The 24,926-nt window shown below is 71.5% G+C and carries 25 protein-coding genes and 1 riboswitch; of the genes, 6 read left to right on the top strand and 19 right to left on the bottom strand.

Annotated elements, in window-relative coordinates; translation table 11 throughout:
• Nucleotides 1-9 precede the first annotated feature (9 nt).
• The 3 genes from AB0958_RS23680 to AB0958_RS23670 form a co-directional block, all read right to left on the bottom strand.
• Nucleotides 10-804 (bottom strand): polyprenol monophosphomannose synthase, encoded by a 795-nt coding sequence (locus AB0958_RS23680; protein WP_366892456.1) that lies wholly within the window; start codon nt 802-804, stop codon nt 10-12.
• Nucleotides 805-1,412: 608 nt separating this feature from the next.
• A complete protein-coding gene (locus tag AB0958_RS23675) occupies nt 1,413-3,017 on the bottom strand; it encodes an amidohydrolase (protein WP_366892455.1) in 1,605 nt (534 codons plus the stop codon).
• Between the two features lie 68 nt (nt 3,018-3,085).
• Nucleotides 3,086-3,526, bottom strand: a complete 441-nt coding sequence (locus AB0958_RS23670) for an Lrp/AsnC family transcriptional regulator (protein ID WP_355733233.1) — start codon at nt 3,524-3,526, stop codon at nt 3,086-3,088.
• A 267-nt stretch (nt 3,527-3,793) separates the two neighbouring features.
• Between AB0958_RS23670 and AB0958_RS23665 the strand changes: the two genes are divergently transcribed.
• Nucleotides 3,794-4,252: a hypothetical protein gene (locus tag AB0958_RS23665; protein WP_366892454.1), complete on the top strand. Its 459-nt coding sequence runs from the start codon at nt 3,794-3,796 to the stop codon at nt 4,250-4,252.
• A gap of 156 nt (nt 4,253-4,408) precedes the next feature.
• Complete coding sequence (locus AB0958_RS23660) at nt 4,409-4,651, top strand: hypothetical protein (protein ID WP_165939559.1); 243 nt, start codon at nt 4,409-4,411, stop codon at nt 4,649-4,651.
• Here the strand turns inward: AB0958_RS23660 and AB0958_RS23655 are convergent.
• Nucleotides 4,614-5,786: an acyl-CoA dehydrogenase gene (locus tag AB0958_RS23655; RefSeq protein WP_366892453.1), complete on the bottom strand. Its 1,173-nt coding sequence runs from the start codon at nt 5,784-5,786 to the stop codon at nt 4,614-4,616. The two genes, AB0958_RS23660 and AB0958_RS23655, sit on opposite strands and share 38 nt — an antisense overlap.
• Nucleotides 5,787-6,113: 327 nt before the next feature.
• Here AB0958_RS23655 and AB0958_RS23650 point away from each other — a divergent pair, with 327 nt between their 5' ends.
• On the top strand, nt 6,114-7,346 hold the full coding sequence (locus tag AB0958_RS23650) for a glycoside hydrolase family 18 protein (RefSeq protein ID WP_366892452.1): 1,233 nt from the start codon (nt 6,114-6,116) through the stop codon (nt 7,344-7,346).
• A gap of 58 nt (nt 7,347-7,404) precedes the next feature.
• Here the strand turns inward: AB0958_RS23650 and AB0958_RS23645 are convergent, their stop codons facing one another.
• The 5 genes from AB0958_RS23645 to AB0958_RS23625 all read right to left on the bottom strand — a co-directional run bounded on the left by AB0958_RS23645 (nt 7,405) and on the right by AB0958_RS23625 (nt 12,460).
• Entirely contained in the window at nt 7,405-8,064 is a 660-nt protein-coding gene (locus AB0958_RS23645) for a TetR/AcrR family transcriptional regulator (RefSeq protein ID WP_366892451.1), read from the bottom strand.
• 65 nt (nt 8,065-8,129) lie between these two features.
• The gene (locus tag AB0958_RS23640) at nt 8,130-8,270 is read right to left on the bottom strand and encodes an SCO1431 family membrane protein (protein WP_366892450.1); all 141 of its coding nucleotides are present in this window, start codon (nt 8,268-8,270) and stop codon (nt 8,130-8,132) included.
• A gap of 62 nt (nt 8,271-8,332) precedes the next feature.
• The gene (locus AB0958_RS23635) at nt 8,333-9,718 is read right to left on the bottom strand and encodes a peptidase C39 family protein (protein ID WP_366892449.1); all 1,386 of its coding nucleotides are present in this window, start codon (nt 9,716-9,718) and stop codon (nt 8,333-8,335) included.
• Nucleotides 9,719-9,904: 186 nt separating this feature from the next.
• On the bottom strand, nt 9,905-11,359 hold the full coding sequence (locus tag AB0958_RS23630) for an amino acid permease (protein WP_366892499.1): 1,455 nt from the start codon (nt 11,357-11,359) through the stop codon (nt 9,905-9,907).
• A gap of 150 nt (nt 11,360-11,509) precedes the next feature.
• Nucleotides 11,510-12,460, bottom strand: coding sequence for a hypothetical protein (locus tag AB0958_RS23625; protein WP_366892448.1), 951 nt, complete (start codon nt 12,458-12,460; stop codon nt 11,510-11,512).
• A gap of 247 nt (nt 12,461-12,707) precedes the next feature.
• On the opposite strand from AB0958_RS23625, the gene AB0958_RS23620 reads away from it, so the two are divergent.
• Together AB0958_RS23620 and AB0958_RS23615 are read left to right on the top strand one after the other, a co-directional pair.
• Nucleotides 12,708-13,328: a hypothetical protein gene (locus AB0958_RS23620; RefSeq protein ID WP_366892498.1), complete on the top strand. Its 621-nt coding sequence runs from the start codon at nt 12,708-12,710 to the stop codon at nt 13,326-13,328.
• Nucleotides 13,329-13,798: 470 nt separating this feature from the next.
• A complete protein-coding gene (locus AB0958_RS23615) occupies nt 13,799-15,661 on the top strand; it encodes an AAA family ATPase (RefSeq protein WP_366892447.1) in 1,863 nt (620 codons plus the stop codon).
• A 92-nt stretch (nt 15,662-15,753) separates the two neighbouring features.
• Here AB0958_RS23615 and AB0958_RS23610 read toward each other — a convergent pair whose 3' ends face one another.
• The 9 genes from AB0958_RS23610 to AB0958_RS23570 form a co-directional block, all read right to left on the bottom strand.
• Nucleotides 15,754-16,842, bottom strand: a complete 1,089-nt coding sequence (locus AB0958_RS23610) for a hemolysin family protein (protein ID WP_366892446.1) — start codon at nt 16,840-16,842, stop codon at nt 15,754-15,756.
• Nucleotides 16,839-18,167 carry a hemolysin family protein gene (locus AB0958_RS23605; RefSeq protein WP_366892445.1) on the bottom strand — a complete coding sequence of 443 codons (1,329 nt, stop codon included), beginning with the start codon at nt 18,165-18,167 and terminating at the stop codon, nt 16,839-16,841. Before AB0958_RS23605 ends, AB0958_RS23610 begins: the two co-directional genes overlap by 4 nt.
• 256 nt (nt 18,168-18,423) lie before the next feature.
• The gene (locus AB0958_RS23600; RefSeq protein ID WP_366892444.1) at nt 18,424-18,879 is read right to left on the bottom strand and encodes a PH domain-containing protein; all 456 of its coding nucleotides are present in this window, start codon (nt 18,877-18,879) and stop codon (nt 18,424-18,426) included.
• A gap of 13 nt (nt 18,880-18,892) precedes the next feature.
• Nucleotides 18,893-19,741: an ATP phosphoribosyltransferase gene (gene hisG / locus AB0958_RS23595; RefSeq protein ID WP_366892443.1), complete on the bottom strand. Its 849-nt coding sequence runs from the start codon at nt 19,739-19,741 to the stop codon at nt 18,893-18,895.
• A gap of 68 nt (nt 19,742-19,809) precedes the next feature.
• On the bottom strand, nt 19,810-20,082 hold the full coding sequence (locus AB0958_RS23590; RefSeq protein ID WP_030946750.1) for a phosphoribosyl-ATP diphosphatase: 273 nt from the start codon (nt 20,080-20,082) through the stop codon (nt 19,810-19,812).
• A 34-nt stretch (nt 20,083-20,116) separates the two neighbouring features.
• Nucleotides 20,117-20,602, bottom strand: coding sequence for a 6,7-dimethyl-8-ribityllumazine synthase (gene ribH, locus AB0958_RS23585; RefSeq protein ID WP_366892442.1), 486 nt, complete (start codon nt 20,600-20,602; stop codon nt 20,117-20,119).
• A gap of 26 nt (nt 20,603-20,628) precedes the next feature.
• Complete coding sequence (locus AB0958_RS23580; RefSeq protein WP_366892441.1) at nt 20,629-21,918, bottom strand: bifunctional 3,4-dihydroxy-2-butanone-4-phosphate synthase/GTP cyclohydrolase II; 1,290 nt, start codon at nt 21,916-21,918, stop codon at nt 20,629-20,631.
• Entirely contained in the window at nt 21,915-22,556 is a 642-nt protein-coding gene (gene pnuC / locus AB0958_RS23575; RefSeq protein WP_366892440.1) for a nicotinamide riboside transporter PnuC, read from the bottom strand. Before pnuC ends, AB0958_RS23580 begins: the two co-directional genes overlap by 4 nt.
• Nucleotides 22,553-23,158, bottom strand: coding sequence for a riboflavin synthase (locus AB0958_RS23570; protein WP_366892439.1), 606 nt, complete (start codon nt 23,156-23,158; stop codon nt 22,553-22,555). The genes pnuC and AB0958_RS23570 overlap by 4 nt, the downstream gene beginning before the upstream one ends.
• Before the next feature lie 157 nt (nt 23,159-23,315).
• Nucleotides 23,316-23,446: riboswitch (FMN riboswitch) on the bottom strand.
• Nucleotides 23,447-23,772: 326 nt separating this feature from the next.
• Here AB0958_RS23570 and AB0958_RS23565 point away from each other — a divergent pair.
• Nucleotides 23,773-24,507 (top strand): SDR family oxidoreductase, encoded by a 735-nt coding sequence (locus tag AB0958_RS23565; RefSeq protein ID WP_366892438.1) that lies wholly within the window; start codon nt 23,773-23,775, stop codon nt 24,505-24,507.
• Between the two features lie 17 nt (nt 24,508-24,524).
• On the opposite strand, the gene AB0958_RS23560 is transcribed toward AB0958_RS23565, so the two are convergent.
• The coding region (locus AB0958_RS23560; protein ID WP_366892437.1) for an ROK family protein at nt 24,525-24,926 on the bottom strand (402 nt) is incomplete at its 5' end.

The raw sequence follows: 24,926 nt of genomic DNA, 5'->3' as shown, positions 1-24,926 counted from the left end.
CCGAGTCCGCTAGGACTGCCCGCCCTTGCCGGTGATCTTGCCCACCCGCTCGGTGACGCCCCACGAGGTGACCCGCCACAGGGCCTCCACCAGGATGTCCCGGCTCATCTTGGAGTCACCCAGCTCGCGCTCCACGAACGTGATGGGTACCTCGACGACGTGGAAGCCTGCCTTGACCGCGCGGCGGGCCAGGTCCACCTGGAAGCAGTAGCCCTGGGAGGCGACCTCGTCCAGGCCCAGGCCCTCCAGGGTCTCGCGGCGGAAGGCGCGGTAGCCGCCGGTGATGTCGCGCAGCGGCAGGTCGAGGGCGAGGCGGGAGTACAGCGAGCCTCCCCGGGAGATGAACTCGCGGGACTTCGGCCAGTTGACGACCCTGCCGCCGGGCACCCAGCGGGAGCCGAGCACCAGGTCGGCACCCTTCAGCGCGGTCAGCAGCCGGGGAAGCTCCTCCGGCTGGTGGGAGCCGTCGGCGTCCATCTCGACGAGCACGCCGTAGCCGTTGTCCATGCCCCAGCGGAAGCCCGCGAGGTAGGCCGCGCCGAGGCCTTCCTTGCCCTTGCGGTGCAGGACATGGACGTGGTCGTCCTCGGCGGCCAGTTCGTCGGCGAGCTTGCCCGTGCCGTCGGGGCTGTTGTCGTCCGCCACCAGAACGTGCGCCTCGGGGACGGCCTTGCGCACCCGGCCGACGATGGGCTTGATGTTCTCCGCCTCGTTGTAGGTCGGAATGATCACCAAGGCCGTGCCGAGCGGACCGAACTGCCTACCCTGGGCCTTTGCCGCGAGGGTCCCGTCGCCGTCGTTCACTGCTGCCCCTTCATGTCGTACGCAGGGGACCACCATAGTGGCCACGGCCTGCGGAGACGTGACAGCTCATTCGTATGGCGGTGTCGATTGCACAAGAACGGGGTAAGGATGCCCGTTTCGGGTGGCCGTCATCCGCGCTTTCGACACCGTGTTCCCCCGGACCGCCGATCCGTTCCCCTGCGGATGGGGGCCCGGTGCCCTTCGGGCCGACCTGGGGCCCGCTGGCTGCGGGTCGACCGAAAGCCGTTGTCTACTGAGCTCCGGGCCCCACCCGGGTCACACCTCCCGACCGGCCGGAACATTCCCTCGTCGGCGCGGGCGCTGAGCCTGGCTCCCAGTGACGGTGCCCCGGTGCGGGGCACCGTCCCTGACCCAGCGGCGCTGCGACGAGTGCGCGAACTGCTCCCCGGTCGGGCGTCCGGTGGTGGACTCCGCCGAACCTACCGGCCTGCTGCCGTCGGCTGTCAACAGCCGTTTGACCTGCACAGACGCCCTCAAACCCCTGGTCAGAGCGGAGGATGCGCAGGTCGCGCGACGCGGCGGCGGCCGGTGATCACGGCCGCGCCACCCCGGGAGATCACTCGCCCGGCCGTACGAATGCGGCCCGGTCACTCGCCCGGTCGTACGAACACCGTTCGGCCGCCGACCACCGTGCGCAGGCAGACCGGCAGCGCGCGGCCAGGGGTCAGGTCGGGCAGCCCCGGGGTGCCCGAGCGGGGGTCGGTGGACCAGCGGGCGACCCGGTCGTCCGGGGCCTGCACCACCAGTTCGTCGGTGCGCCACACCGCGTAGTCGGCGGGCGCGCCGGGCACCAGGACACCGGCGTCGTCCCGGCCGATCGCCCGCCAGCCGCCCCGCGTGTGCGCGGTGAACGCGGCGCGGACGGAGACGCGGTGCTCGGGTGTGCGATGGAAGGCGGCCGCGCGGACGGTTCCCCAGGGGTCGAGCGGGGTGACCGGGCTGTCGGAGCCGAAGGCGAGCGGGACCCCGGCCTTCAGGAGGGCCGCGTAGGGGTTCAGGGCGCGGGCCCGCTCGGCGCCGAGGCGCTGGGCGTACATGCCGTCCGCCCCGCCCCACAGGGCGTCGAAGGCGGGCTGCACGGAGGCGATCAGACCGAGTTCGGCGAAGGCGGCGATGTGGTCGGGGGTGAGCATCTCGGCGTGCTCGACCCGGTGCCGGGCGGCGCGTACGCGGGCGAGGCCGGCCTTCTCGGCGGCGGCACGCACGCCCTCCACCACGGCGGTCACGGCGGCGTCGCCGATGGCGTGGAAGCCCGCCTGGAGGCCCGCCTCGGTGCAGGCGACGACGTGCGCGGCGACGGCCGCCGCGTCCAGGTAGGCGGCGCCGGCGTGGTCCGCGTCGGCGTAGGGCTCGTGCAGACAGGCGGTGTGCGAGCCGAGGGCACCGTCGACGAACAGGTCACCGGCGGCGCCGAGCGCGCCCAGCTCCCGCGCCTTGTCGGCGTTCTCCTCGGCCCAGTAGCCGACGACCCGGGGGCCGGGCACCTCGGCCGCGAGCCGCAGCAGATCCGTGAAGTCGTCCTCGGACGAGATCTTCGGACCGCCGCACTCGTGCACCGTGCCGACACCGAGCGCGGCGGCGTGCGCGAGGGCGGTGCGCTGGGCCTCGGCACGCTGGGCGGGCGTCACGGCAGCGAACGCGGCGGCGCGCACGGCGTGGTGGTCGTCGCCCGTCAGCGGCGCGTCCTGACGGGTCGCCGCGTCCGGGGCCAGGTCCAGCAGGGCGGTGGTCACGACGGCCGAGTGGACGTCGATCCGGGAGAGGTAGAGCGGGCGTCCGCCGGTGGCCGCGTCCAGCTCGGCGCGGCTCGGCGGGCGGCCGCCGGACCAGCGGGAGGCGTCCCAGCCGTGTCCGAGCAGCACCCGGTCGTCCGGGCGGGCGGCGGCGAAGTCCCTGACCAGTGCGAGGGTCTCGGCGACCGAGGTGGCCCCCGACAGGTCGAGGCCGGTGAGCGCGAGCCCGGTGGACGTGGTGTGGACATGGGCGTCCGTGAAGGCCGGCGTGACGAGAGCGCCGTCCAGGTCGAGGATCTCGTCGACTCCGTCGGCGAACGCGTCGGCGGCACCCTCGGACCCGACCCAGGCGACCTGTCCCCGCTCCACGACCATCGCGGTCGCGAACGGATCGGCGGGGCTGTGCACCTCGCCGCGGCGGAGGAGGACGGTTCGGGACTGCTCGGTGCGCTCACTCATGGGGAACAGTCTCGCCCCTCACGCCGATCACACGGTCACGAGGGGCCACGTGAACGTGCCCCCACCGCTCAGATCTTCGGCGGCCGGGCCTCGTAGGGCGTCGACAGCACCACCGTCGTCCGCGTGGACACCCCCGCCAGGCTGCGCAGCCGCGCCAGCAGCTCCTCCAGCTCGTGGGGCGTGGCGACGCGCACCTTGAGGATGTAGTTCTCGTCCCCGGCCACGCTGTGGCAGGCCTCGATCTCGGGGACGCCGGCCAGTCGGTCCGCGATGTCGTCGGGGGCGCTCGGGTCGAACGGTTTCACCGAGATGAACGCCGTCATCGGCAGCCCGACGGCCTCCGGGTCGACGACCGCGGCATAACCGCGGATGACGCCGCGCTGTTCCAGCCGGCGCACCCGCTGGTGCACGGCCGACGTGGAAAGACCCGTGGCCTTGCCCAGGTCCGTGTAGCTCATCCGCCCGTCCTTGACGAGCAGCTGCACGATGTGACGGTCCAGCTCCTCCATGGCGCAAAAGCTACCGTGCGCCTGATCTCCCGGGATACCTCGGCGACGCAGGTCATGGCCGGTTCCTGAGGTCACGGAGGGCGCGCCGCGGCGCACGCGGGGGGACAAAGCCACCGCAGCGGGCACCTGCGAATGGCATGTGACGAAGGACACAGCCCTCGCACCGGCTCCGTGACGGTCTCGTGATTACCGCCGAGACCGGACGGGAAGTGCTTGCTGTGGTCGAGGCCGCAGTGCCGTCCCGGCCCAGCCCGAGGGGGAGTACCCATGCAGAGTCTTAAGCGCCCTGGTCGTTCCGTGCCCAAGCGCCCGCAGTTGGTCGTCGAGCCCGAGCCGGAGGGCGTCGAACCCGACCTCTACGAGGCCGAGGAACCGGACGCCTACGACACCTTCGAGATGTTCCGGGTGATCTGCCCGGACTGCGCGCAGCCCATCGCCCTGCTGGCGGACGAGGAGTTCCTGCCGGAGCACGCGCTGTGCGCCTCGCCGTGGAACCCGTTCGGCCTCACGGTCTGTGCCGGTACGGGCCGCGCCGCGGCCGACGCCCCGTCCGCGGACGAGTCGGCCGAGCCGCAGGAGCAGGACACGGCCCTCCTGCTCACCCTGCCCCAGGGTCTGGACTGGCGGACGCAGCCCTTCTCGCACGTCGGCGGCCCGGGCTCCCGCCCGATGCGCGTACCGGCGATGCGCTTCGGCGGCGGTGTCCTCGGCCGTCAGGCCGCCTGAGCCGGCGCACCGCACTCCGGTGGTCGCCCTGCACCATGGCGCGCGGACTGCCGTGGTGCAGGATCGGCGCGTCCGGATCCGCAACCGGACGCCCGCGAACTCACGCGCGAATCGGGGCACCGGTGACCTGGGCGGGCGGCGCCGCGTTGGCCGGGCATGACGACCACGTACTCCGCCCTCGGCCGTCAGCGCCGGATCTTCGTGCCCCCGCCCGCCTCGTCACTTCCGCCGCCCACGCCGCAGGACCCGCCGATCTACCGCGAGCTGATGCGGATCTGGGCCGACCGGGGCCGCGCCCTGCCGGGCCGCCACGACCCGGAGTGGGTCAGGCTGGCGGCGCCGACGGTCGCACGCGGGCAGTTCAGCGACTTTCCGGCCCTGCCACATGACGGGCGATGACCATCCGCTGGATCTGGTTGGTCCCCTCGACGATCTGCAGGACCTTGGCCTCGCGCATGTAGCGTTCGACCGGGAAGTCCGCCGTATAGCCGTAGCCACCGAGTATCTGGACGGCGTCCGTGGTGACCTTCATCGCCGTGTCGGTGCAGTGCAGCTTGGCCATGGCGGCCTGCCGGGCGAACGGGCGGCCGGCGTCGCGCAGCCGGGCCGCCGCGAGGTAGAGGGCGCGGCCTGCCTCGATCTGGGTGGCCATGTCGGCGATCATGAAGCGCAGGCCCTGGAAGTCGGAGATGGGGTGCCCGAACTGCCGCCGTCCGGTGGCATAGGCGACCGCCTCGTCCAGGGCGGCCTGGGCCAGACCGATCGCGCAGGCCGCGATGCCGAGCCGGCCGGAGTCCAGCGCGGACAGGGCGATGGCGAAGCCCTGCCCCTCCTCTCCGAGGCGGCGCTCGTCGGGGACCCGGACGTCGTCGAGGTGGACCTGGGCGGTGGGTGAGCCCTTCATGCCCATCTTCTTCTCCGGCACCGCGCCGGACAGGCCCGGGGCGTCACCGGGAACCAGGAAGGCGGTGATGCCGTGCGAGCCCTCCCCGCCGGTGCGGGCCATCACCGTGTAGAAGTCGGCGATGCCGCCGTGCGTGATCCAGGCCTTGGTGCCGTTGATCACCCAGGAGTCGCCGTCGCGGACGGCTCTGGTGCGCAGGGAGGCCGCGTCCGAGCCGGAGGCCGGTTCGGAGAGGCAGTAGGCGCCGAGCAGGCCGCCGCCGAGTATCGCGGGCAGGTGCTCGACCTGCTGCTCCTTGCTGCCGTAGGCGGCGAGCGGGTAGCTCGCGAGGGTGTGCACGCTGACCCCGAGGCCGACGGTGAGGCGGGCCGCGGCCAACTCCTCCAGGACCTGGAGGTAGACCTCGTAGGGCTGGTCGCCGCCGCCGTACTCGGCGTCGTACGGCAGGCCGAGCAGGCCTGATGCGGAGAGCAGGGTGAAGATCCCCCGCGGGAAGCGTCCGGCGTCCTCCTCCTCGGCCGCCCGGGGCGCGATCTCCTGCCGGGCGATGTCCCGGACCAGCGAGAGCAGGTCTCTCGCCTCTTCCGTGGGCAGTTGACGCTCCACCGGCTGCGGGTCGCGGTCGGACATGGCGTCGGTCTCCTCCCTGTCGGGCACCGGCGGTCGCGGCCCACGGGTGGGGGCGGCTCCGCCTGTCGTCGGGTGCGGCCGAGGTGGGCACCTCCGGGTCTCGGAAGCTGCTGACCTGCGGCTGCGCAGTGAGTATGCCCGATCGGGGACCTTCCGTCACCAGTTAACGACCGCTTACTCAGATTTCCGAGCCACCACCCGAACGCACCGAAATTGGTCCGCACCATTGACCCGACTGGTCTAGTCCTCCTAGGGTTCATGACCAACGCTTTACCGCGTTCATGCCAATCGGCGCGCGTTCCCCTCTCCCCCAGGAGGAGACACCCGATGCACCTCTCCCACCGCTCCCGGTTCCGGGCGCTGCTGTCCGCGGCCTGTTGCGCCGTCCTCGGCGCCGGGCTGCTGGCCGGCGCCGGCACCGCCTCGGCGGCTGCCCCGCCCGCTCCCCAGGTGAAGGCCGGCTCCAAGGTCGTCGGCTATTTCACGGAATGGGGCACGTACCAGCGCAACTACCTGGTCAAGAACGTCGAGACCTCAGGCTCGGCAGCGAAGCTCACCCACATCGACTACGCCTTCGGCAACGTGACCGGCGGCAAGTGCGCGATGGGCGACGCGTACGCGGCGACCGACCGCGCCTACACCGCCGCCGAGTCCGTGGACGGCGTCGCGGACACCTGGGACCAGCCGCTGCGCGGCACCTTCAACCAGCTGCTGAAGCTGAAGAAGAAGCACCCGAACCTCAGGATCCTGTGGTCCTTCGGCGGCTGGACCTGGTCGAGCGGGTTCGGCGAGGCCGCCAAGAACCCCGCCGCCTTCGCGCAGTCCTGCTACGACCTGGTGAAGAACTCGAAGTGGGCGGGTCTCTTCGACGGCATCGACATCGACTGGGAGTACCCGAACGCCTGCGGCAACACCTGTGACACCAGCGGCCGGGACGCCTTCAGGAAGGTGATGGCGGCGCTGCGCTCGAAGTTCGGGAGCGGCTCGCTCGTCACGGCGGCGATCACGGCCGATGCCACCGGTGGCGGCAAGATCGACGCGGCCGACTACGCAGGCGCGGCGCAGTACGTCGACTGGTACGACCCGATGACCTACGACTACTTCGGCGCCTGGGCCTCGACCGGACCGACGGCCCCGCACTCGCCGCTGAACTCCTACTCCGGGATCCCGACGGCGAACTACTACACCTCGGCGACCATCGCCAGGCTCAGGGGGCTCGGCATACCGGCGGCCAAGCTGCTGCTCGGCATCGGCTTCTACGGCCGCGGCTGGACCGGCGTCACCCAGGCGGCCCCCGGCGGCACGGCGACCGGACCGGCGGCGGGGACCTACGAGCAGGGCATCGACGACTACAAGGTCCTCAAGAGCAAGTGCCCGGCGACCGGCACGGTGGCCGGCACGGCGTACGCCAAGTGCGGCAGCGACTGGTGGAGTTACGACACCCCGGCGACCATCGGGACCAAGATGACCTACAAGAACCAGCAGGGCCTGGGCGGCACCTTCTTCTGGGAGCTGAGCGGCGACACCGTGAACGGTGAGCTGATCAGGGCCATCAAGTAGCCCCCCCACCACGGGGGGCGCGGGGCGGGGGTGCCACGAGACCTCCGCCCCGCGCACGTCACGTGTCCCGGCGGGCCGGGGCCGGGGCGGGGTAGGACGGGTCGAGTTCCTCGATCGCGCGCAGGGTGCCGCCGAGGGTCTTGACCAGCAGTTCGCACATGGTGTCGCGGGAGAGTTCGGGACGGTCGATCCACGCGAGGGTGGCGCCCTCCACGCTGCACAGCCAGGAGAGCAGGCCCATCCGGGCCGGCGGGGCGATGTCGGTACGGCCGTAGGCGCCCTCGGCGATGGTCGCGACGATCGCCTCGCGCACTCCGTCCCGGATGGCATGCACCTCGGTGTCGAAACCGACCCCGCCGCTGACGATCGTGCGGTACGCGGCCTGGTGGTGCTCGGCGTAGCGCAGGTAGCTGTCGATGGTGCGGTGGACGCGGTCCACCTGGGGCAGCTCCAGACCGCTCGAGGCGTACGTGACCAGGTCGGCGACCGAGTCCTGGATGATCGCCAGGTAGTAACCGCGCTTGGACTGGAAGTAGTAGTAGATCAGCCCTTTGGCGACATGCGCCTGCTTGGCGATGTCGTCCATGGAGAGCGCGTCGTACGAGGTGTCGGCGAACAACTTGCGCCCGATGGCGATGAGTTCGGCACGACGGGCCACCGAGCGCTCGGTGCCGCGCGCCTGCGGGCGGGCGGCGGCACGCTGTTGACTGATATTCAATTTCGACCCTGGTCTCAACGGGCTGCGGGACATCCGCAGTATGTCAGCTCGGGTCGCGCGTCAGGTCACAGCAGCCCGAGTTGGGTGACCAGCATGGCGACGACCACGACCAGGGTCCAGCCCATGACCTGTTCCAGGACCTTCGGGCCGTCTTCCTTCGGGCCGCCGGTACGGGCGCGGGCAGCGGTGGCGGGGTGCGTGGTCATGACGTCCACCATGCCACCGATCGCGGCTTTTGCGACGGAGAGCTTGGTCACAGGAGCCCAGGTCAGCGCACACCGACCGCCGCGAGCGCCGTGGTCTGGTCCGGCGTCGGGAAGGCCGGGAAGTACAGGTAGCAGATCCCACCGGTGCCGGAGGTCACCTTGCCGTCGGCGTTGTAGCGCCTGGTGCGCAGCCAGATGTTCTCGAACTCCCGCCGCCGGTAGACCCGCCGGACCGCGTCGTCGGTGGGCGAGCAGGGGTCGTTGGCGATCACGTCGCCGTCCGCGGTGAAGCCGATCACCGTCATCAGGTGCCCCGAGGTGCCGTAACCGGCGCCCGTCAGCTCGCTCGCCAGGAACGACTGCGAGGTCATGGCCGGGATGCCGGCCGCGATCAGGGTCTCCAGGTCGGTCAGCGAACCGAGCCGCGTCACCACGCCCTGGAGGTCCTTGTACGTGGCCGCGTAGGCCGCGTTGAACGGCCAGTTGCCGCAGCCCCCGTACTGGTGGTCGTAGGTGCAGCGGGCCGCCTGGCAGACCTGCGGGTCGGCGTAGGACGGGTCGACCCAGGCCAGCTGGGCGGGAGTGGGCCGGCCGCCCCAGTACTCGACGATCATCTGCGAGGAGGTGGGGCTGCACCAGGCCTCGCCGCCGTTGTCGTACTCCGGGTACTGGCCCTTGTGGATCTCCTGCGAGTACCGCGGGACCAGGAGTTCCCGGGCGAGGCCGGGCGTGGAGGCCGGGACGGTGAAGCGGTCGGGGACGTCGGAGCCCATGGCGCCGAGCCGCCAGACCGTCGGGGTCAGGTCGGTACCGGGCCGGCGGTAGAGGGTCAGGCGCAGCTGGTACGACGCGAGACGCAGCCCGCTGGCGGGGTCGCCGACGGCGAAGGTGTCCGTCGAGATGCTGCTCCTGCCGTCGCCCTGGCCGTCGACCGAGGTCCGCTTGATGTCCTGGTCGCCGGCCGCCCAGCGGCCCATCACGTACCAGGGGGTGTCGGTGCCGTCGGAGTAGGTGCCGCGCAGTTCGACCTGGATCCAGGTGCCGGCCGGGGTGTCCGCGTTCCAGGAGGCGACGGCCTCCGTGGCGGGGACGGCGAGCCGGTGCACCGGGCCGGTCCAGGTGGCGTACTCCCAGTCGGCGGTCCTGCCGGTGTGGGGATCGGTGTAGGTGGTGGTCCCGGCCGGGGTGGCGACGACCACGCCGGGGCGGTCGCCGGCGACGGCCTCGGCCCCCTTGGCGGTGCCGGTCCGCCAGTCGTCGTAGGTGGTCCAGGAGCAGTAGTCGACCAGGGCACTTTGGGCCCGGCCGGCGGTCCCGGCCTCGGCGTCGGTCTCCGGTGCCGCGGCCGCGGGGACGGCGGCGACCGCCCCCTGGGCCACGGCGGCCGCGGCGACGCGGACGGCGGCGGCCAGCACGGTTCTGCGGGACGGCTGTTCGGCTCTGCTCATGGGTGGAAGACCCCCAGGGGTGCACGTCGTGGCTGGTCCGAGTGCGGGACTGTGCGCCCACTATGGAACAGGCGCCCTGCCCCCACCAGCACTTCCGCGCGTGCCACGCCCACCGATATCGGTCCTGTCCACTGAAAGGCCCCGGCGCCGGCCCCGGCGGCAGGCTCCGGGGCACCGGGCCCAGGGTCAGACGAGGTCCATCGCGGCAACCTCGTCGGGGCCGCCGTAGCTGACCGGCCCCTGGAAGCGGCGGCGGGCGGTGGCGAACCACCAGGCCGTGGCCACGACCAGGACGACGGCGAGTGCGATCGGCGCGTAGTTGAAGGAGTCGACCGTGATGGGCGAGGCCTGCGGCAGCATGAACAGGACGCTGCTGAGCAGGATCCAGACCACCGCGAGCCAGCCGACCGGCTTGCTCCAGCGGCCCAGGTTCCAGGGCCCCGGCTGGAACTCGGCACCGAGGCGCAGCCGCAGGAACACCGGCACGGCATAGGCGAGGAACAGGCCGACGACGTTGACGCTGACGATCGCGGTGAACGCCGTGTGCGACCACCAGCCCGGCACCACCAGGGCGAGCGAGCAGGCCACCGCGAGCCATACGGCCTTGACGGGCGTCCGGGTGCGGGGTGATACCGAGTGCCAGAGCCGGGAGCCCGGCATGGCACCGTCCCGGGAGAATGCGAAGATCTGCCGGGTGTTGCTGGTGAGGTTGGCGAGGCCGCAGAAGAGCATGGCGCCGATGACGACGAGCAGCATCGCCTTGGCCCAGCCCATGCCGAGCCCGTCGATGAGGATCTGGACGGGTGGCGCGGAGGAACTCGCCACCCTGGCGTAGTCGCCGATGCTGTAGACGAGGGCCAGCATCAGGACCAGACCGGTGATCGCCGAATAGCCGATGGAACGGATGATGCCCTTGGGGGCGTTCACGGTCGCCTGGACCGTTTCCTCGGACATGTGGAAGCTGCCGTCGAAGCCGGTGAAGGTCCAGCTGGTGACCAGCAGACCGAGCATGCCGCCGTAAAGGCCGTTCGTGAAGCCGGTGTTGTTCACGAAATGCGTCACGAAGGACGCCGACCGGTGATGGTCGGGCAGCACGGTCAGTGTGCTCACGATCACCACGAGTCCGATCAGGAGCCACCACACGGAGATCCGGTTCAGCACGGCGACGAGTTGGACGGTGTAGGTGTTGGCAAGCCCCTGGAGCACGATGATCAGCGCCGTGATCAGCACCGTCTGGTGGGCGGTGGGCGTGTACGAGGTCCACTGGAGAGCGACGAACGCCTGGACGAAGGTGGCCGCCGCGTATCCGGTGGCGGCCGTACCGCCGATCTGGCCCACGAAGTTGAGCCAGCCCGTGTACCAGGACCAGGCGCCCTTGTGCCGTTTGGCGAGTTTGCCCGCGGAGAAATACAGCGCACCGCTCGTCGGATAGGCGGAGGCGACCTCCGCCATGGCGGCGCCGATGCACAGCACCAGCACGCAGACACCGATCCAGCCGAACACGAGAATACGGGGGCCGCCCGCGTTCATACCGAATCCGAAGGACGAGAAGATTCCTGAAAGGATATTGATGATGGTGAAGGAGATCGCGAAATTGTCGAACGCCTTGAATCGGCGGGTGAGTTTCCGCGGATATCCCATCGCGTGCAGGGTCGCGTCGTCGTCGAGCACGATCGGATCCGCTGTGCGTTCTGACACTTGCCGACCTTTCGCCAGGAGGGACCAGGAGGGACCGAGGGGGACCGAGGGGGACCGAGGGGGACCGAGGGGGACCGAGGGGGACCGAGGGGACTAGGAGGGGACGGACAGGCCGCAGGCGCGGCGGGCGCGGGAGAGCTGCTCGGCGGGCTCGCCGAAGACGCTCCAGGGCATCCGGGAGGCGTACGGCCCCATGGCCGTGAAGACCGCCCGGGCCTCGAACTCGCGCTGGGCCATGACCAGCGCGTGCGCGAGATAGGCCAGGTCGAGCACCGGGGTGAAGCGGTAGCCGGCCACGGCGGGCAGCCAGTTGCGGTAGATCGCCAGCGCCGTGGCGCGCCACTGGGGCTGCTCCCAGACCCGTTCGGCGAGCAGCTGGGTGGGGTTGTGGCTCTCCACCAGCGCGACCAGGGGCAGCAGCCGTAGCGCCGAGTCGGCGGGGGCCCGCTGGGCGAGGAAGGCGGCGACGTCCCAGGCCGCGGTCACCGAGCCGCCGTGGCGGGTGAAGAAGAAGGACAGGAAGCGGTGGTGCGCCTCGCGGTGCCAGGGGTCGAGGCTGAGGGTGTGCGCGAACAGCCGCCAGGGCCCCGGCGGCGAGGTCAGCAGGCCGCCGGGGGCGGCGTCGTGCGGGCGGTGCAGCCGGGCCATGGCCAGCTTGGCGGCCCAGGGCGTGGGGTCGGCGGGGTTCATGGCGGCGGCGCGCTCGCAGGCGGTGAGGGCGATCCGCTCCAGCGCCTCGGCCCGCTCGTCCCGGGCGTCGGCCGCCCGGATCGCGCGCTGCACGGCGACGCGGGCCCACATCAGCGCGGACTCGGGGCCCGGTTCCTCGGCGAGCCAGCGTTCGACCAGGTCGGTGCCGGCCGCCTCGGAGGCCAGGACCAGGGAGCGGTGGGCACGCAGGGCGAAGTCGGAACGCGTCTCGGCGAGTGCCTCGCGGGCGCTCAGATATCTTCCGGCGCGCACGTCCACGCATACACTCGCGAGGAAGCGGTCGTCGGCCGCCGGATGCCATACGTACTGCCCCTCGAATAACTCCGCGGCCATCTTCCCCTGTCCGTCCCCGTGCGACGCGTGCACGCTGAAGGCACCTTACTCACGGCCGGGGAGGGCGGGAACGTCCGAATTCGACATATCGGTCAGCCGCCGCGGAAATATTGACGGCCCTTGCCGAAGACGGACTCGAAATTAGTTCAAGCCGTGACTTTCCGGGGGCACAAACGGGCGCCGTGTGCCGCACCACTAGAATGTTTCCGGCAAACACCCCACATCGCGGCACACCTCGGGAATCGTCATTCACCACCTCGCCTCCGCACTCCGCAACCTGCCCCCTTCCTGCGGTCCGGTCCGGCTCGTCGCCGTCGACGGGCACGCCGGCTCGGGAAAGACCACGTTCGCCGGGCGGCTGGCCGGCGCGCTGGGCGGGGCGCCGGTGCTGCACCTCGACGACATCGCCAGCCACGAGGAACTGTTCGGCTGGACCGGCCGCCTGCTGACCCAGGTGATCGAGCCGCTCGGCCGCGGCGAGACGGCGCACTACTCCCCCTACGACTGGCGGACCCGCCGCTTCGGCCCCTCCCGCCCGCTGCCACCCGCCCCCGTGGTCCTGGTCGAGGGGGTCGGCGCCGGCCGCCGGGCCCTGCGCCCCCACCTGGCGCGGCTGCTGTGGATGGAGCTGCCGCACGAGGAGTCCTGGACCCGGGGCAGGGCGCGGGACGGCGCGGAACAACGGGACTTCTGGGTCCGGTGGGTCGAGGAGGAACGCGAACACTTCGCCGAGGACCCGTCCCGACCGTACGCCGACCTTCTGGTGACACAGTCGCAGCAGGGGTACGAGGTACTGCCGGGGCCCACGAAGACGATTGGACCGGACCATGTCGTCACCCACGGTGACGGGCCGTCGGCAGTGTGCTGAACTTGTGAAGACGCGCCCCGAAGAAGTTGCCCGAGTACCTCAACTCGGCTTGACCCAAGGGTCGTACAGGTCTTACGTTCTCAAGGAGCGGCTCCAGGAAGCCGCCCCACAGACGCGAAGCCCCCGGTTGTTCCCCCGTGATCGGGGGCTTCGTTCTGCCCTTTATCCCTTTTGCGTGCGCCGCGCGCGCCCTCGCTCTCACGCTGGGTCACCGACCGGTGTGCGCCCCGTCTGCTCCCACCTCGCCAAACGGCCTGTGCGGCACCCTTCGGCGGGCACCGGAACCGCAGGTACGATGCCCTCGGTGCGACCTTCGAACGGCTGCTTCGCGCACCTGCAACTCCGGTCCGCGGCACAGCGGTTCGACCAACGGCGGCCATCGGGGGGAGCCCGGGGGCGAGGGGGTGTCAGGTGGACCGGACCGCATCGGAGGCGCCTGGACCACGGGGGCACGGTTTGTGGGGGACGTGATGGAATTCGGCACGCAGGGCCCCGAGGCCCCGGCCGACCTCGCCTGGCTGCGAGGCGTGGACGCCTACACGATGGGCGCCTATCCGCAGGCCGAGGAGGAGTTCCGCACCGCGGTGCGGATGGATCCCGGGATGGCCGACGCGTGGCTCGGCCTGCACGCGCTGCGGGTGGACACGACCACCGCGCTGCTGCGGATGTTCCGGCACCGGGACCGCTTCGGCGAACAGCGCGGCCGGCACCGCCGCACGCTCAACTCCTGGTACTGGCTCGGCTGGTGGGTGCAGCCGGTCCTGGAGAGCCCCCGTGACCTGCTGCTCGCCCACGCCTCCCACTGGCTGGACGGCAGGCACGTCCCGGAACTCGACCGGGCCCTGGCCGGACTGCCGCCCGTCGACGCCGACCCCCACGTCCGCTTCCTGCACTCCTGCCGGGCCTATCTGGTCAAGGACTGGGAGCAACTGGTACGGCACACCGACCCGCTTCTCGACGATCCCCTGCTCGGCATCGAGGCGGGTCTCTTCGGCGGCATGGCCCGCGTCCGTCTCGAGATGTACGGGCAGGCCGAACCCCTGCTCTCCGCCGCGCTGATGCGGTGCCGCAGCGAGCAGCCGCAGCGCAAGGAGCTGCGCTACTGGCTGGCCCGGGCGCACGAGGGCACCGGCCGCAGCGCCGCCGCGCTCCCCCTGTACCGGGCCGTGCACCGGGTGGACCCGGCCTTCATGGACACCTCCGCCCGGCTGGCGGCGATAGCGGAGGGCGACGGGTACGACGACACCGCCGACCTCGCGGCGATCACCCTCACCGGCGCCGGCCAGGACATGGTGGACGGGCCCGACCTGCTCGACCCGCTGTTCGGCACGGAGGGACGCGACCTGCGGTTCGGGGAGGCGGAGCCGCCGGCCGGCGCGATGCCGTCGGTGATCGACCCGGCGGTACGCGAGAAGGTGGCCGCGGCGCCACCCCTGCCGACCGGGCCGACCGACCCCGCGTTACTCGAGGAGGCGCTCGCCGAACTGGAGCGCATGGTCGGGCTGGAGCCCGTGAAGCGGCAGGTCAAGGCGCTGTCCGCGCAGTTGAACATGGCCCGGTTGCGAGCCGGGCAGGGGCTGCCGGTGCAGCCGCCGAAACGCCACTTCGTCTTCTCCGGGCCGTCCGGCACCGGGAAGACCACCGTCGCCAGGATCCTCGGCCGGGTGTTCTACGCTCTGGGACTGCTGGGCGGGGACCACCTGGTGGAGGCCCAGCGGGCCGATCTCGTGGGCGAGTACCTCGGCCAGACCGCGGTGAAGGCCAACGAACTGATCGACTCCGCGATCGGCGGTGTGCTGTTCGTCGACGAGGCCTACTCCCTGTCCAACTCCGGGTACGGCAAGGGCGACGCGTACGGCGACGAGGCGCTCCAGGTGCTGCTGAAGCGGGCCGAGGACAACCGCGACCACCTCGTGGTGATCCTGGCGGGCTACCCGGAGGGCATGGACCGCCTGCTGGCCGCCAACCCCGGGCTCTCCTCCCGCTTCACCACCCGCGTCGACTTCCCGTCCTACCGTCCGTCGGAGCTGACCTCCATCGGGGAGGTGCTGGCCGCCGAGAACGGTGACGCGTGGGACGAGGAGGCCCTGGAGGAGCTGCGCTCCATCGCCGGGCACGTGGTCGACCAGGGCTGGATCGACGAACTGGGCAACGGCCGGTTCCTGCGGACGCTGTACGAGAAGAGCTGCGCGTACCGGGATCTGCGGCTGTCGGCCTATCCGGGCGTGCTGACGCGGGACGACCTGGCGACGCTGCGGCTGCCGGACCTGATGCAGGCGTACGGGGAGGTCCTGTCGGGTCGGGGACCGCAGGACCCGGCGGCCGGTATGTAGCTGGGGGCGGGGGGTGTCGCTCGGGCCCCCGGCCGAAGGCCGGGGACGGAACCGAGGAACAGCCCCCACGCGCCCGCAGCCGGACTACGGCCTCACCCGGCCATGACCTCCTCCGGCTCTCCACTCCCCCGCGGCTCCGGTGCCCTCGGGGACGCCGGCTGGTTTCGGTGTGCCGGATCGCGGACCTCACCGACCAGCAGCTCCAGGACGTCCTCGAGCGCCGCCAGGCCGAGCACCCGCCCCTTCCCGTCGGCCACCTGCGCCAGGTGGGTCGCCGCCCGGCGCATCACCGTCAGGGCGTCGTCCAGCGGGAGCTCCGCCCGGAGCGTCGTCATCGGGCGCCACACCTGCTGCGGCACCGCCCGCTCCGAGTCCTCCAGGTCGAGGACGTCCTTCACGTGCACGTAGCCCATGAAGGAGCCGGACTCGGCCGCCACCGGGAAACGGGAGTACCCGGTGCGGGCGGTGAGCTCGACGATCTGGCCGGGGGTGACCGACGGCGGGACCGTGATCAGGGACTCGCGTCGCAGGAGGACGTCCGTCACCGGGCGGGAACCCAGTTCCAGCGCGTCCTCCAGGCGCTCCCGCTCCTCGGGGTCGAGAAGTCCCGCCTGGCCGGAGTCCTCCAGGAGCCGGTTCAGCTGCTCGCTGGTGACGACGGCCTCGACCTCGTCCTTCGGTTCCACCCGGAAGAGCTTGAGGATGCCCTGCGCGCAGGCGCCGAGGGCGACCGTGATCGGCCGGCACACCCGGGCGAAGGCCACCAGGCCGGGACTCAGCCAGAGCGCCGCCTTCTCCGGTGCCGCCATCGCCAGGTTCTTCGGCACCATCTCACCGATGACGAGGTGGAAGAAGACGACACCGGCCAGCGCGATCACATAGCCGAGGGGGTGGATCACGCCCTCGGGCAGGTGGATCGCCTCGAACAACGGCTCCAGCAGATGCGCCACGGTCGGTTCGGCCACAGCGCCCAGGGTCAGCGAGCAGACCGTGATGCCGAACTGGGCCGCGGCCATCATCTGCGGGAGGCGTTCCAGGCCGTACAGCACCTGGCGGGCCCGCGCCGTGCCCAGCGGTTCGACCTGGCTGCGGCGGACCGAGACCAGGGCGAACTCCGCGCCCACGAAGAAGCCGTTGGCCAGTACCAGCAACCCGGCGAAGACCAGTTGGAGAACGCTCATCGGGCGGCCTCCGCCACTGCGGGGGCGACCCGGACCAGGCGGACGCGTTCGGCGCGGTAGTGGCCGACCCGGCGGACCGACAGCCGCCAGCCGGGCAGCTCCGCGCGGTCGCCGGGCGCCGGGATGCGGCCGAGCAGGTCGGCGACCAGTCCGGCGACCGTCTCGTACGGGCCTTCCGGCACGTCCAGGCCTATCCGCTGGAGGATGTCCACGCGGACGCTGCCGTCGACGTCCCAGGCCGGCTTGCCGTCCTGGGACGGGACGGCGGAGAGTTCCGGCGCGTCCGGGCTGTCGTGCTCGTCGCGGACCTCGCCGACGAGTTCCTCGACGATGTCCTCCAGGGTGACCACGCCGGCCGTGCCGCCGTACTCGTCGACGACGACCGCGATGGGCTGTTCGCTGCGCAGCCGTGCCAGCAGGGGCTGCACCGGAAGGGTCTCGGGGACCAGCAGCGCCTGGCGGGCGATGCGGCCCACCGGGGTGTGCAGCCGTTCGTGCACGGGCACCGCCAGTGCGTCCTTGAGGTGGGCCATGCCGACGATCTCGTCGATCTTCTCCCGGTAGACGGGGAAGCGGGACAGGCCGGTGGCCCGGGTGAGGTTGACGACGTCCTCGGCGGTCGCCGAGTCCTGGAGCGCGCTGACCTTCACCCGGGGGGTCATGACGTGCTGGGCGGTCAGCTCGCCCAGGGACAGGGTGCGGACGAACAGGTCGGCCGTGTCCTGCTCCAGGGCGCCGGCCTGGGCCGAGTGCCGGGCCAGGGAGACCAGCTCGCCGGGGGTGCGGGCGGACGCCAGCTCCTCGGCCGGTTCGACGCCCAGGGCGCGCACGAGCCGGTTGGCGACCGTGTTCAGCGCGGCGATGACCGGGCGGAAGAGCCGGGAGAAGCGGGCCTGTGGGCCGGCGACGAAGCGCGCGACCTGGAGGGGCTTGGAGACCGCCCAGTTCTTGGGTACGAGTTCGCCGATCACCATCTGGATGGCCGAGGCCAGCAGCATGCCGACGACCACGGCGATACCGGAGACGGCGCCCGCGGGGAGGCCGATCGCGGTGAACGGGCCGCGCAGCAGCGCGGCCAGCGCCGGTTCGGCGAGCATGCCGACGACCAGGGAGGTGATGGTGATGCCGAGCTGGGTGCCGGACAGCTGGAAGGACAGCTCCTTCAGCGATTCGACGACCGTACGGGCACGCCTGTCGCCGTCGACGGCGGCCTTCTCGGCCTCCGGGCGCTCGACGGTGACCAGTCCGAACTCGGCGGCCACGAAGAAGCCGTTGGCCAGGATGAGCAGGAACGCGGCTGCCAGGAGCAGCAGGGGGGTGGTCATGATGCCGCCGCCTCCGCTTCGTCGCGGACGGGGCCGGAGCGGTCCGCGGTATGTCGGGAGGGGGCGGCGCAGGTACTACAGGACGATCCGTCCATCGCCGGAGAGGGTCACTCCTCGGGTAGCAGGAACCCCTGTGCGCGGGGCGCGCGACAGGGGCGGAGGCGGGACGTGAAAAGCCTCCGCCAACAGATTAATCAAGACCGGGGCCGTTGCGGCAGGGCCGACGGCCCCGAGGCGCCCCCGAAGTTGCGTGAACTCAGCCCTGATGCTGCTCGGGGTCGTGGATCGCGCGGGCCTCGGCGAGGGCTCGCAGGGCCTTGGCGTCGGCGATCGCGCGCCGCCTGGCGATGCCCGGCTGGATGCCGAGCGCGGGCAGGCTGGTGCCGTCGCTGAGGTCGAGGAACACCCACGGGTCACCCGGGCGGAGGTTCACCTGGAGGATCTCCGCCCACTCCAGGTGCCGCTCGCCGGCGATGTTGACGACGGTGACGCCGGACTCCTCCGCGACGACCTTCACGCGGGCCAGCCGCGCCAGCACCCAGAAGATCAGTGCGCCGGTGAGGACGAAACTGAGCTTCTCCCCCGGGCCGAGCTGCTCCAGGAGCAGCGCGACGCCGGAGATGGTGAGGAAGATCGCGGCACCCGCGGTGAGCAGGATCGCGCGGGTGTGGCCCGGCCGGAAGGTGACGGGCAGGGTGGGCGGCTCGGACATCTCTCGCGGGCCCTCAGAGACGGCAGGCGTGGATGGCCGTGGTCAGGATGGCGCGGGCGCCGAGCTCGTACAGGTCGTCCATGATCCGCTGGGCGTCCTTGGCGGGGACCATGGCACGGACGGCGACCCAGCCCTCGTTGTGCAGCGGGGAGACGGTCGGCGACTCCAGGCCCGGGGTGAGGGCGACGGCCTTCTCCAGCTGCTCGACCCGGCAGTCGTAGTCCATCATCACGTACGTCCGGGCGACCAGGACGCCCTGGAGGCGGCGCAGGAACTGCTGGACCTTGGGTTCCTCGGCGTCGGCACCGGTACGGCGGACCACGATCGCCTCGGACTTCATGATCGGCTCGCCGAAGACCTCCAGGCCGGCGTTGCGCAGGCTGGTGCCGGTCTCGACGACGTCGGCGATGACCTCGGCGACGCCCAGCTCGATGGCGGTCTCCACGGCACCGTCGAGGTGGACGACGGAGGCGTCGACGCCGCTGTCGGCGAGGTGCTTGGCGACGATGCCCTCGTAGGAGGTGGCGACGGTCCTGCCCTTGAGGTCCCCCAGGGTGCTCGCGGCGCCCGGCTTGGCGGCGAAGCGGAAGGTGGAGCGGGCGAAGCCGAGCGGGAGGATCTCCTCGGCGTTGGCGCCGGAGTCCACCAGCAGGTCGCGGCCGGTGATGCCGATGTCGAGGCGGCCGGAGGAGACGTAGATCGCGATGTCGCGGGGGCGCAGGTAGAAGAACTCCACGTCGTTGACCGGGTCGACGGTACGGAGTTCCTTGGACTCCCGGCGCTGCCGGTAGCCGGCCTCATGCAGCATGTCCGCCGCAGGGCCTGAGAGGGAACCCTTGTTGGGGACGGCGATGCGCAGCATGAGGTCGGCTTCCTTCGCTTCGAAAGAGGGCTGAAAGAGGGTTGAAAGGGGGGTGTCCGAAAGGGGTTTCACAGGTGGGCGTAGACGTCGTCCAGCGAGATCCCGCGGGCGACCATCATCACCTGGACGTGGTAGAGCAGCTGCGAGATCTCCTCGGCGGCCGCCTCCTTGCCCTCGTACTCGGCGGCCATCCAGACCTCGGCGGCCTCCTCGACGACCTTCTTGCCGATGGCATGGACGCCCTTGCCGACCAGCTCGGCGGTGCGGGACGTGGCGGGGTCGCCGTGGGCGGCCTTGTGCTGGAGCTCGGTGAAGAGCTCCTCGAAAGTCTTGTTGGACATGGTGAGCGCCAGACTACGCCAAACGCCGCCTCGCTCAGTGCCAGGGTTCGGATACCGAGCGGAGGGTGGCCGCCGTCGCCACCGCCGCGGTCACCGCCTCGTGGCCCTTGTCCTCGTTCGAGCCGGGCAGGCCTGCGCGGTCCAGGGCCTGCTCCTCGTTGTCGCAGGTGAGCACGCCGAAGCCGACGGGGACACCGGTCTCGACGGAGACCTGGGTGAGGCCCTGGGTGACGCCCTGGCACACGAACTCGAAGTGCGGGGTGCCGCCGCGGATGACGACGCCGAGGGCGACCACCGCGTCGTAGCCGCGTCCGGCGAGGACCTTCGCGGCGACCGAGAGTTCCCAGGTGCCGGGGACCCGGAGCAGGGTGGGCTCGTCGATCCCCAGCTCGCGCAGGGCGCGCAGGGCGCCGTCCACCAGTCCGTCCATCACCTTCTCGTGCCACTGGGCCGCGATGACGGCGACCCGCAGGTCGCTGACATTGCGTACGGACAACTCCGGTGCACCCTTGCCGCTCACGTACGTCTCTCCTCAGTGCTGTGTCTCTACTGGTTCGCGCAGGTGGCCACGGCCGCCGTGTCCAGCCAGGGCAGGTCGTGGCCCATCCGGTCCCGCTTGGTGCGCAGGTAACGGAGGTTGTGCTCGCCCGCCTGCACGGGCATCGGCTCGCGCCCGCTGATCCTCAGACCGTGGCTGAGCAGCGCGTCGCTCTTGTCGGGGTTGTTGGTCATCAGGCGGACGCTGTGGACGCCGAGGTCGGCCAGGATCCGGGCGCCCGCGCGGTAGTCGCGGGCGTCGGCGGGCAGGCCGAGTTCGAGGTTGGCGTCGAGGGTGTCGCGGCCGCGTTCCTGGAGTTCGTAGGCGCGCAGCTTGGACAGCAGCCCGATGCCGCGGCCCTCGTGTCCGCGCAGGTAGACGACGATGCCGCGGCCCTCTGCCTGGATCCGGTCGAGCGCCTCGTCGAGCTGGGGGCCGCAGTCGCAGCGGGCGGAGCCGAAGACGTCCCCGGTGAGGCACTCGGAGTGGACGCGGACCAGGACGTCCTCGCCGTCGCCGATCTCCCCGTGCACGAGGGCGACGTGCTCGACGCCGTCGGTGACGGAGCGGTAGCCGTACGCCGTGAAGGCGCCGTGCCGGGTGGGCAGCTTGACCTCGGCCTCGCGGCGGACGGCCGGTTCGGCGGACCGGCGGTAGGTGATCAGGTCCGCGATGGAGATGATCGTCAGGCCGTGCTTGCGGGCGAACGGGATCAGCTCGGGCAGGCGGAGCATCCGGCCGTCCTCGCCGGCGATCTCCACGATGGCACCGGCGGGACGCAGGCCCGCGAGGCGGGCGAGGTCGACGGCGGCCTCGGTGTGGCCGTTGCGGGTGAGGACGCCGCCGGGGCGGGCGCGCAACGGGAAGACGTGGCCGGGGCGGACGAGGTCGGTGGGCTCGGCCGCACCGCTCGCCAGCAGCTGGAGGGTGGTGGCGCGGTCGGCGGCCGAGATGCCGGTGGTGACCCCGTGCGCGGCGGAGGCGTCCACGGAGACGGTGAACGCGGTCTTCATGGACTCGGTGTTGTCCTCGACCATCTGCGGCAGCCGGAGCCGGTCGAGTTCGTCGCCCTCCATGGGGGCGCAGATCAGGCCGCGGCACTCGCTCATCATGAAGGCGATGATCTCGGGGGTGGCCTTCTCCGCGGCGATGACGAGGTCGCCCTCGTTCTCGCGGTCCTCGTCGTCGACCACCACGATCGGGCGGCCGGCGGCGATGTCGGCGATGGCCTGCTCGACCGGGTCGAGGGTGAGTCCGTCGATGTCGTGGGTGCGGTGGAGAACGGGTGCCGCGGTCATGCGGGTGCTCCTTCCAGAGCGGGCCGCGAGCCCTGGCGGGAGCGCAGCCACCAGTCGCGCATGCCCCACAGGACGAGCGCGCCGTAGATGACGTAGACGAAGCCGGAGAAGGCGTAGCCGTTGGCGAAGTTCAGGGGGACGCCGACCACGTCGACCAGGAGCCAGGCGATCCAGAACTCGACCATGCCGCGGGCCTGGGCGTACATCGCAACGATCGTGCCGACGAAGATGTAGGCGTCCGGCCAGGGGTCCCAGGACAGGGACGGGAAGGCCTTGAAGAGCAGGGCGACGGCGACCGTGCCGACGGCCGCGGCGACGAGCATCGCGCCGCGCTCACGCCAGGTGGCGAAGCGGGGGACGATGTGACCGTCGCCGGACCGGCCCTTGTTCCGGTTCCACTGCCACCAGCCGTACAGGGCGACCACCATGACGACGACCTGCTTGCCCGCGCTGCCGGCCAGGTGACCGTAGAAGGCGACGAACAGGACCAGGCCGGAGAGGAACTGCACCGGCCAGGTCAGCAGGGAGCGCCGCCAGCCGAGGGCGAGGGTGATCAGGCCCAGGATGTTGCCGATCATGTCCGACCAGATGATGCGCTGGTGGAGGAGGGTGAACGCCTCGGAGTTCAGCCAGTTCACTTGCCCGCTCCCCGCGTGTTCGCGAGCAGCCGCTCGACGTACTTGGCGACCACGTCGACCTCGAGGTTGACCGGGTCGCCGGGCTGCTTGTGGCCGAGCGTGGTCAGGTCGAGGGTGGTGGGGATGAGGCTGACGGTGAAGTGGTCCTGGGCCGCCTCCACGACGGTGAGGCTGATGCCGTCGACCGTGATGGAGCCCTTCTCCACGACGTAGCGGGCGAGGTGAGCCGGGAGCGAGACCTTGACGATCTCCCAGTTCTCCGAGGGGGTGCGCGCCAGCACCTCGCCGGTGCCGTCGACGTGGCCCTGCACGATGTGGCCGCCGAGGCGGGAGCCGACGGCGGTGGGACGCTCCAGGTTGACGCGGGAGCCGACGCCCAGGGCGCCGAGGGAGGAACGCTGGAGGGTCTCCGCCATGACGTCGGCGGTGAACTCGTCGCCCTCGTGCTCCACGACGGTCAGACAGACCCCGTTCACGGCGATGGAGTCGCCGTGCTGTGCGCCCTGGGTCACTACGGGGCCACGGAGCCGGAAACGGGAGGCGTCGCCGAGGTTCTCGACGGCGGTGATCTCACCCAGCTCTTCGACGATTCCGGTGAACACTTCCCGGGTCCTCCTGCCTCAACGGGGCACGGACTCCGGGGCCTGTCGAAGGACGACAGAATGTACGGGTGAGCACACCGGGGCGACGCCGACAAGGTCCCGCCCGGTAATCGGACGAGACCAGATACGGCGGCGCGCACATGTACATGCTCGCCCGCCGCGCACTGCCTCCCATCCGGACTTTAACCGTCGGTCCAGGAATTCCACCTGGTCAACCGGCCGCTGGAAGCGGACGGGTCGCGGACTGTAACCGCCGGTTCGGAGTTTCACCGACCCCGGAGTGCGCTGCTTCTGGTACACCGCCAGTGTGCCACGCCCGATGGTAGTCCATACAGGGGAACCGTGTGGGCTGCCTCACAGTCGGTGTCGCTGGACTTCTCACCAGGGACGCCATGTGCTCAACGGCCGTACCGGCCCGCATTCTTGACTTTGATTCACCCTATTGACCCCGCTGGTCTAGTCCATTTAGGGTGCGGTCGGCCCGGCGGCGGTGACGACGGCCCTTGCCCGTCGCCGGGTCGCGCCGATGTCACATCTCCCGGCACCTGCGGGGTCGTACTCGCCGGAGGGGCGTTCCGGCCGGGAACGCCCGGTGTCCGGAGGGACGGAACGACATGACCACGACCCTGGTGACCGGCGGAACCGGAACGCTGGGCAGGCTCGTCGTCGGGCGGCTGCGGGCGGACGGCCACGAGGTGCGGGTGCTCAGCCGGCACGCCGGGCCCTACGCCGTGGACCTGCGCGCAGGTGGGGCCGGTCTCGACGCCGCGCTGACCGGCGTGGAAACGGTCGTGCACTGCGCGAGCACCCCCGGGGGCGGTGACGAGCGGGCGGCGGCGAACCTGGTCGCGGCGGCGCGGCGGGCCGGGGTGGGCCATCTCCTGTACATCTCGATCGTGGGGGTGGACCGGGTGCCGCTCGGCTACTACCGGGCGAAGCTCGCGGTGGAACGGCTGGTCGAGGAGTCAGGGCTGGGCTGGACCGTGCTGCGCACGACGCAGTTCCACGATCTGCTGGTGACGCTGTTCGAGGGGCTTGCGAAGGCGCCGGTGCTGCCGGTGCCCCGCGGGGTGGCCGGCCAGCCGATCGAGGTGGGCGAAGTCGCCGGCCGCCTGGCGGAGTTGGCCGGTGCGGGGCCGGCGGGGCGGGTGGCCGACATGGGCGGGCCCGAGGTGCGGTCGCTGGAGTCGCTGGCGCGGGCGTACCTGGCGGCGAGCGGGCGGCGCCGGGCGCTGGTCGGGGTGCCACTGTTCGGCGGGGTGTACCGGGCCTTGCGGGACGGTGGTCATCTGGCGCCGGAACGGGCCGTGGGGAAGGGCACGTTCGAGGAGTTCCTGGCCCGGCGCTGACGGTGCGCGGGCCGGGGTCAGCGGTCGGGGGGCGCGAACAGGTCGTCCTGGGCGTGCTCCCGGGCGGTCAGCAGGGCGCCGCGCAGGACGGCCGCGCCGCCGAGGGTGCTTGCCCGCACCTCCGTGGCCATCGGGGACATCCGGCGCAGCCGGGCCTCGACGCGTACGGCGAGCGCCGCGCCGCCGGCCGGCCCGACCTCTCCGCCGAGCACCACGCAGCCGGGGTCGAGGACGGCGACGACGGCGGCCACACCTACGGCGATCCGGTCGGCGAGCTCATCGAGAAACCGGGAGTACGCCGCGAGGGGGGCCAGGTGGAGCCGGTGTTCGAGTGCGGTCACGTCGTGGCCGCTCGCGCCGTTCCCCGCACCCCTGTCGGGCGCTGACACATCGGCGTCGACAAGGGAGCCCGACGGGCG

The sequence above is a fragment of the Streptomyces sp. NPDC006655 genome, assembly GCF_040703965.1.
Classification (GTDB): Bacteria; Actinomycetota; Actinomycetes; order Streptomycetales; family Streptomycetaceae; genus Streptomyces.
This window is presented reverse-complemented; position numbering and strand designations above follow the sequence as displayed.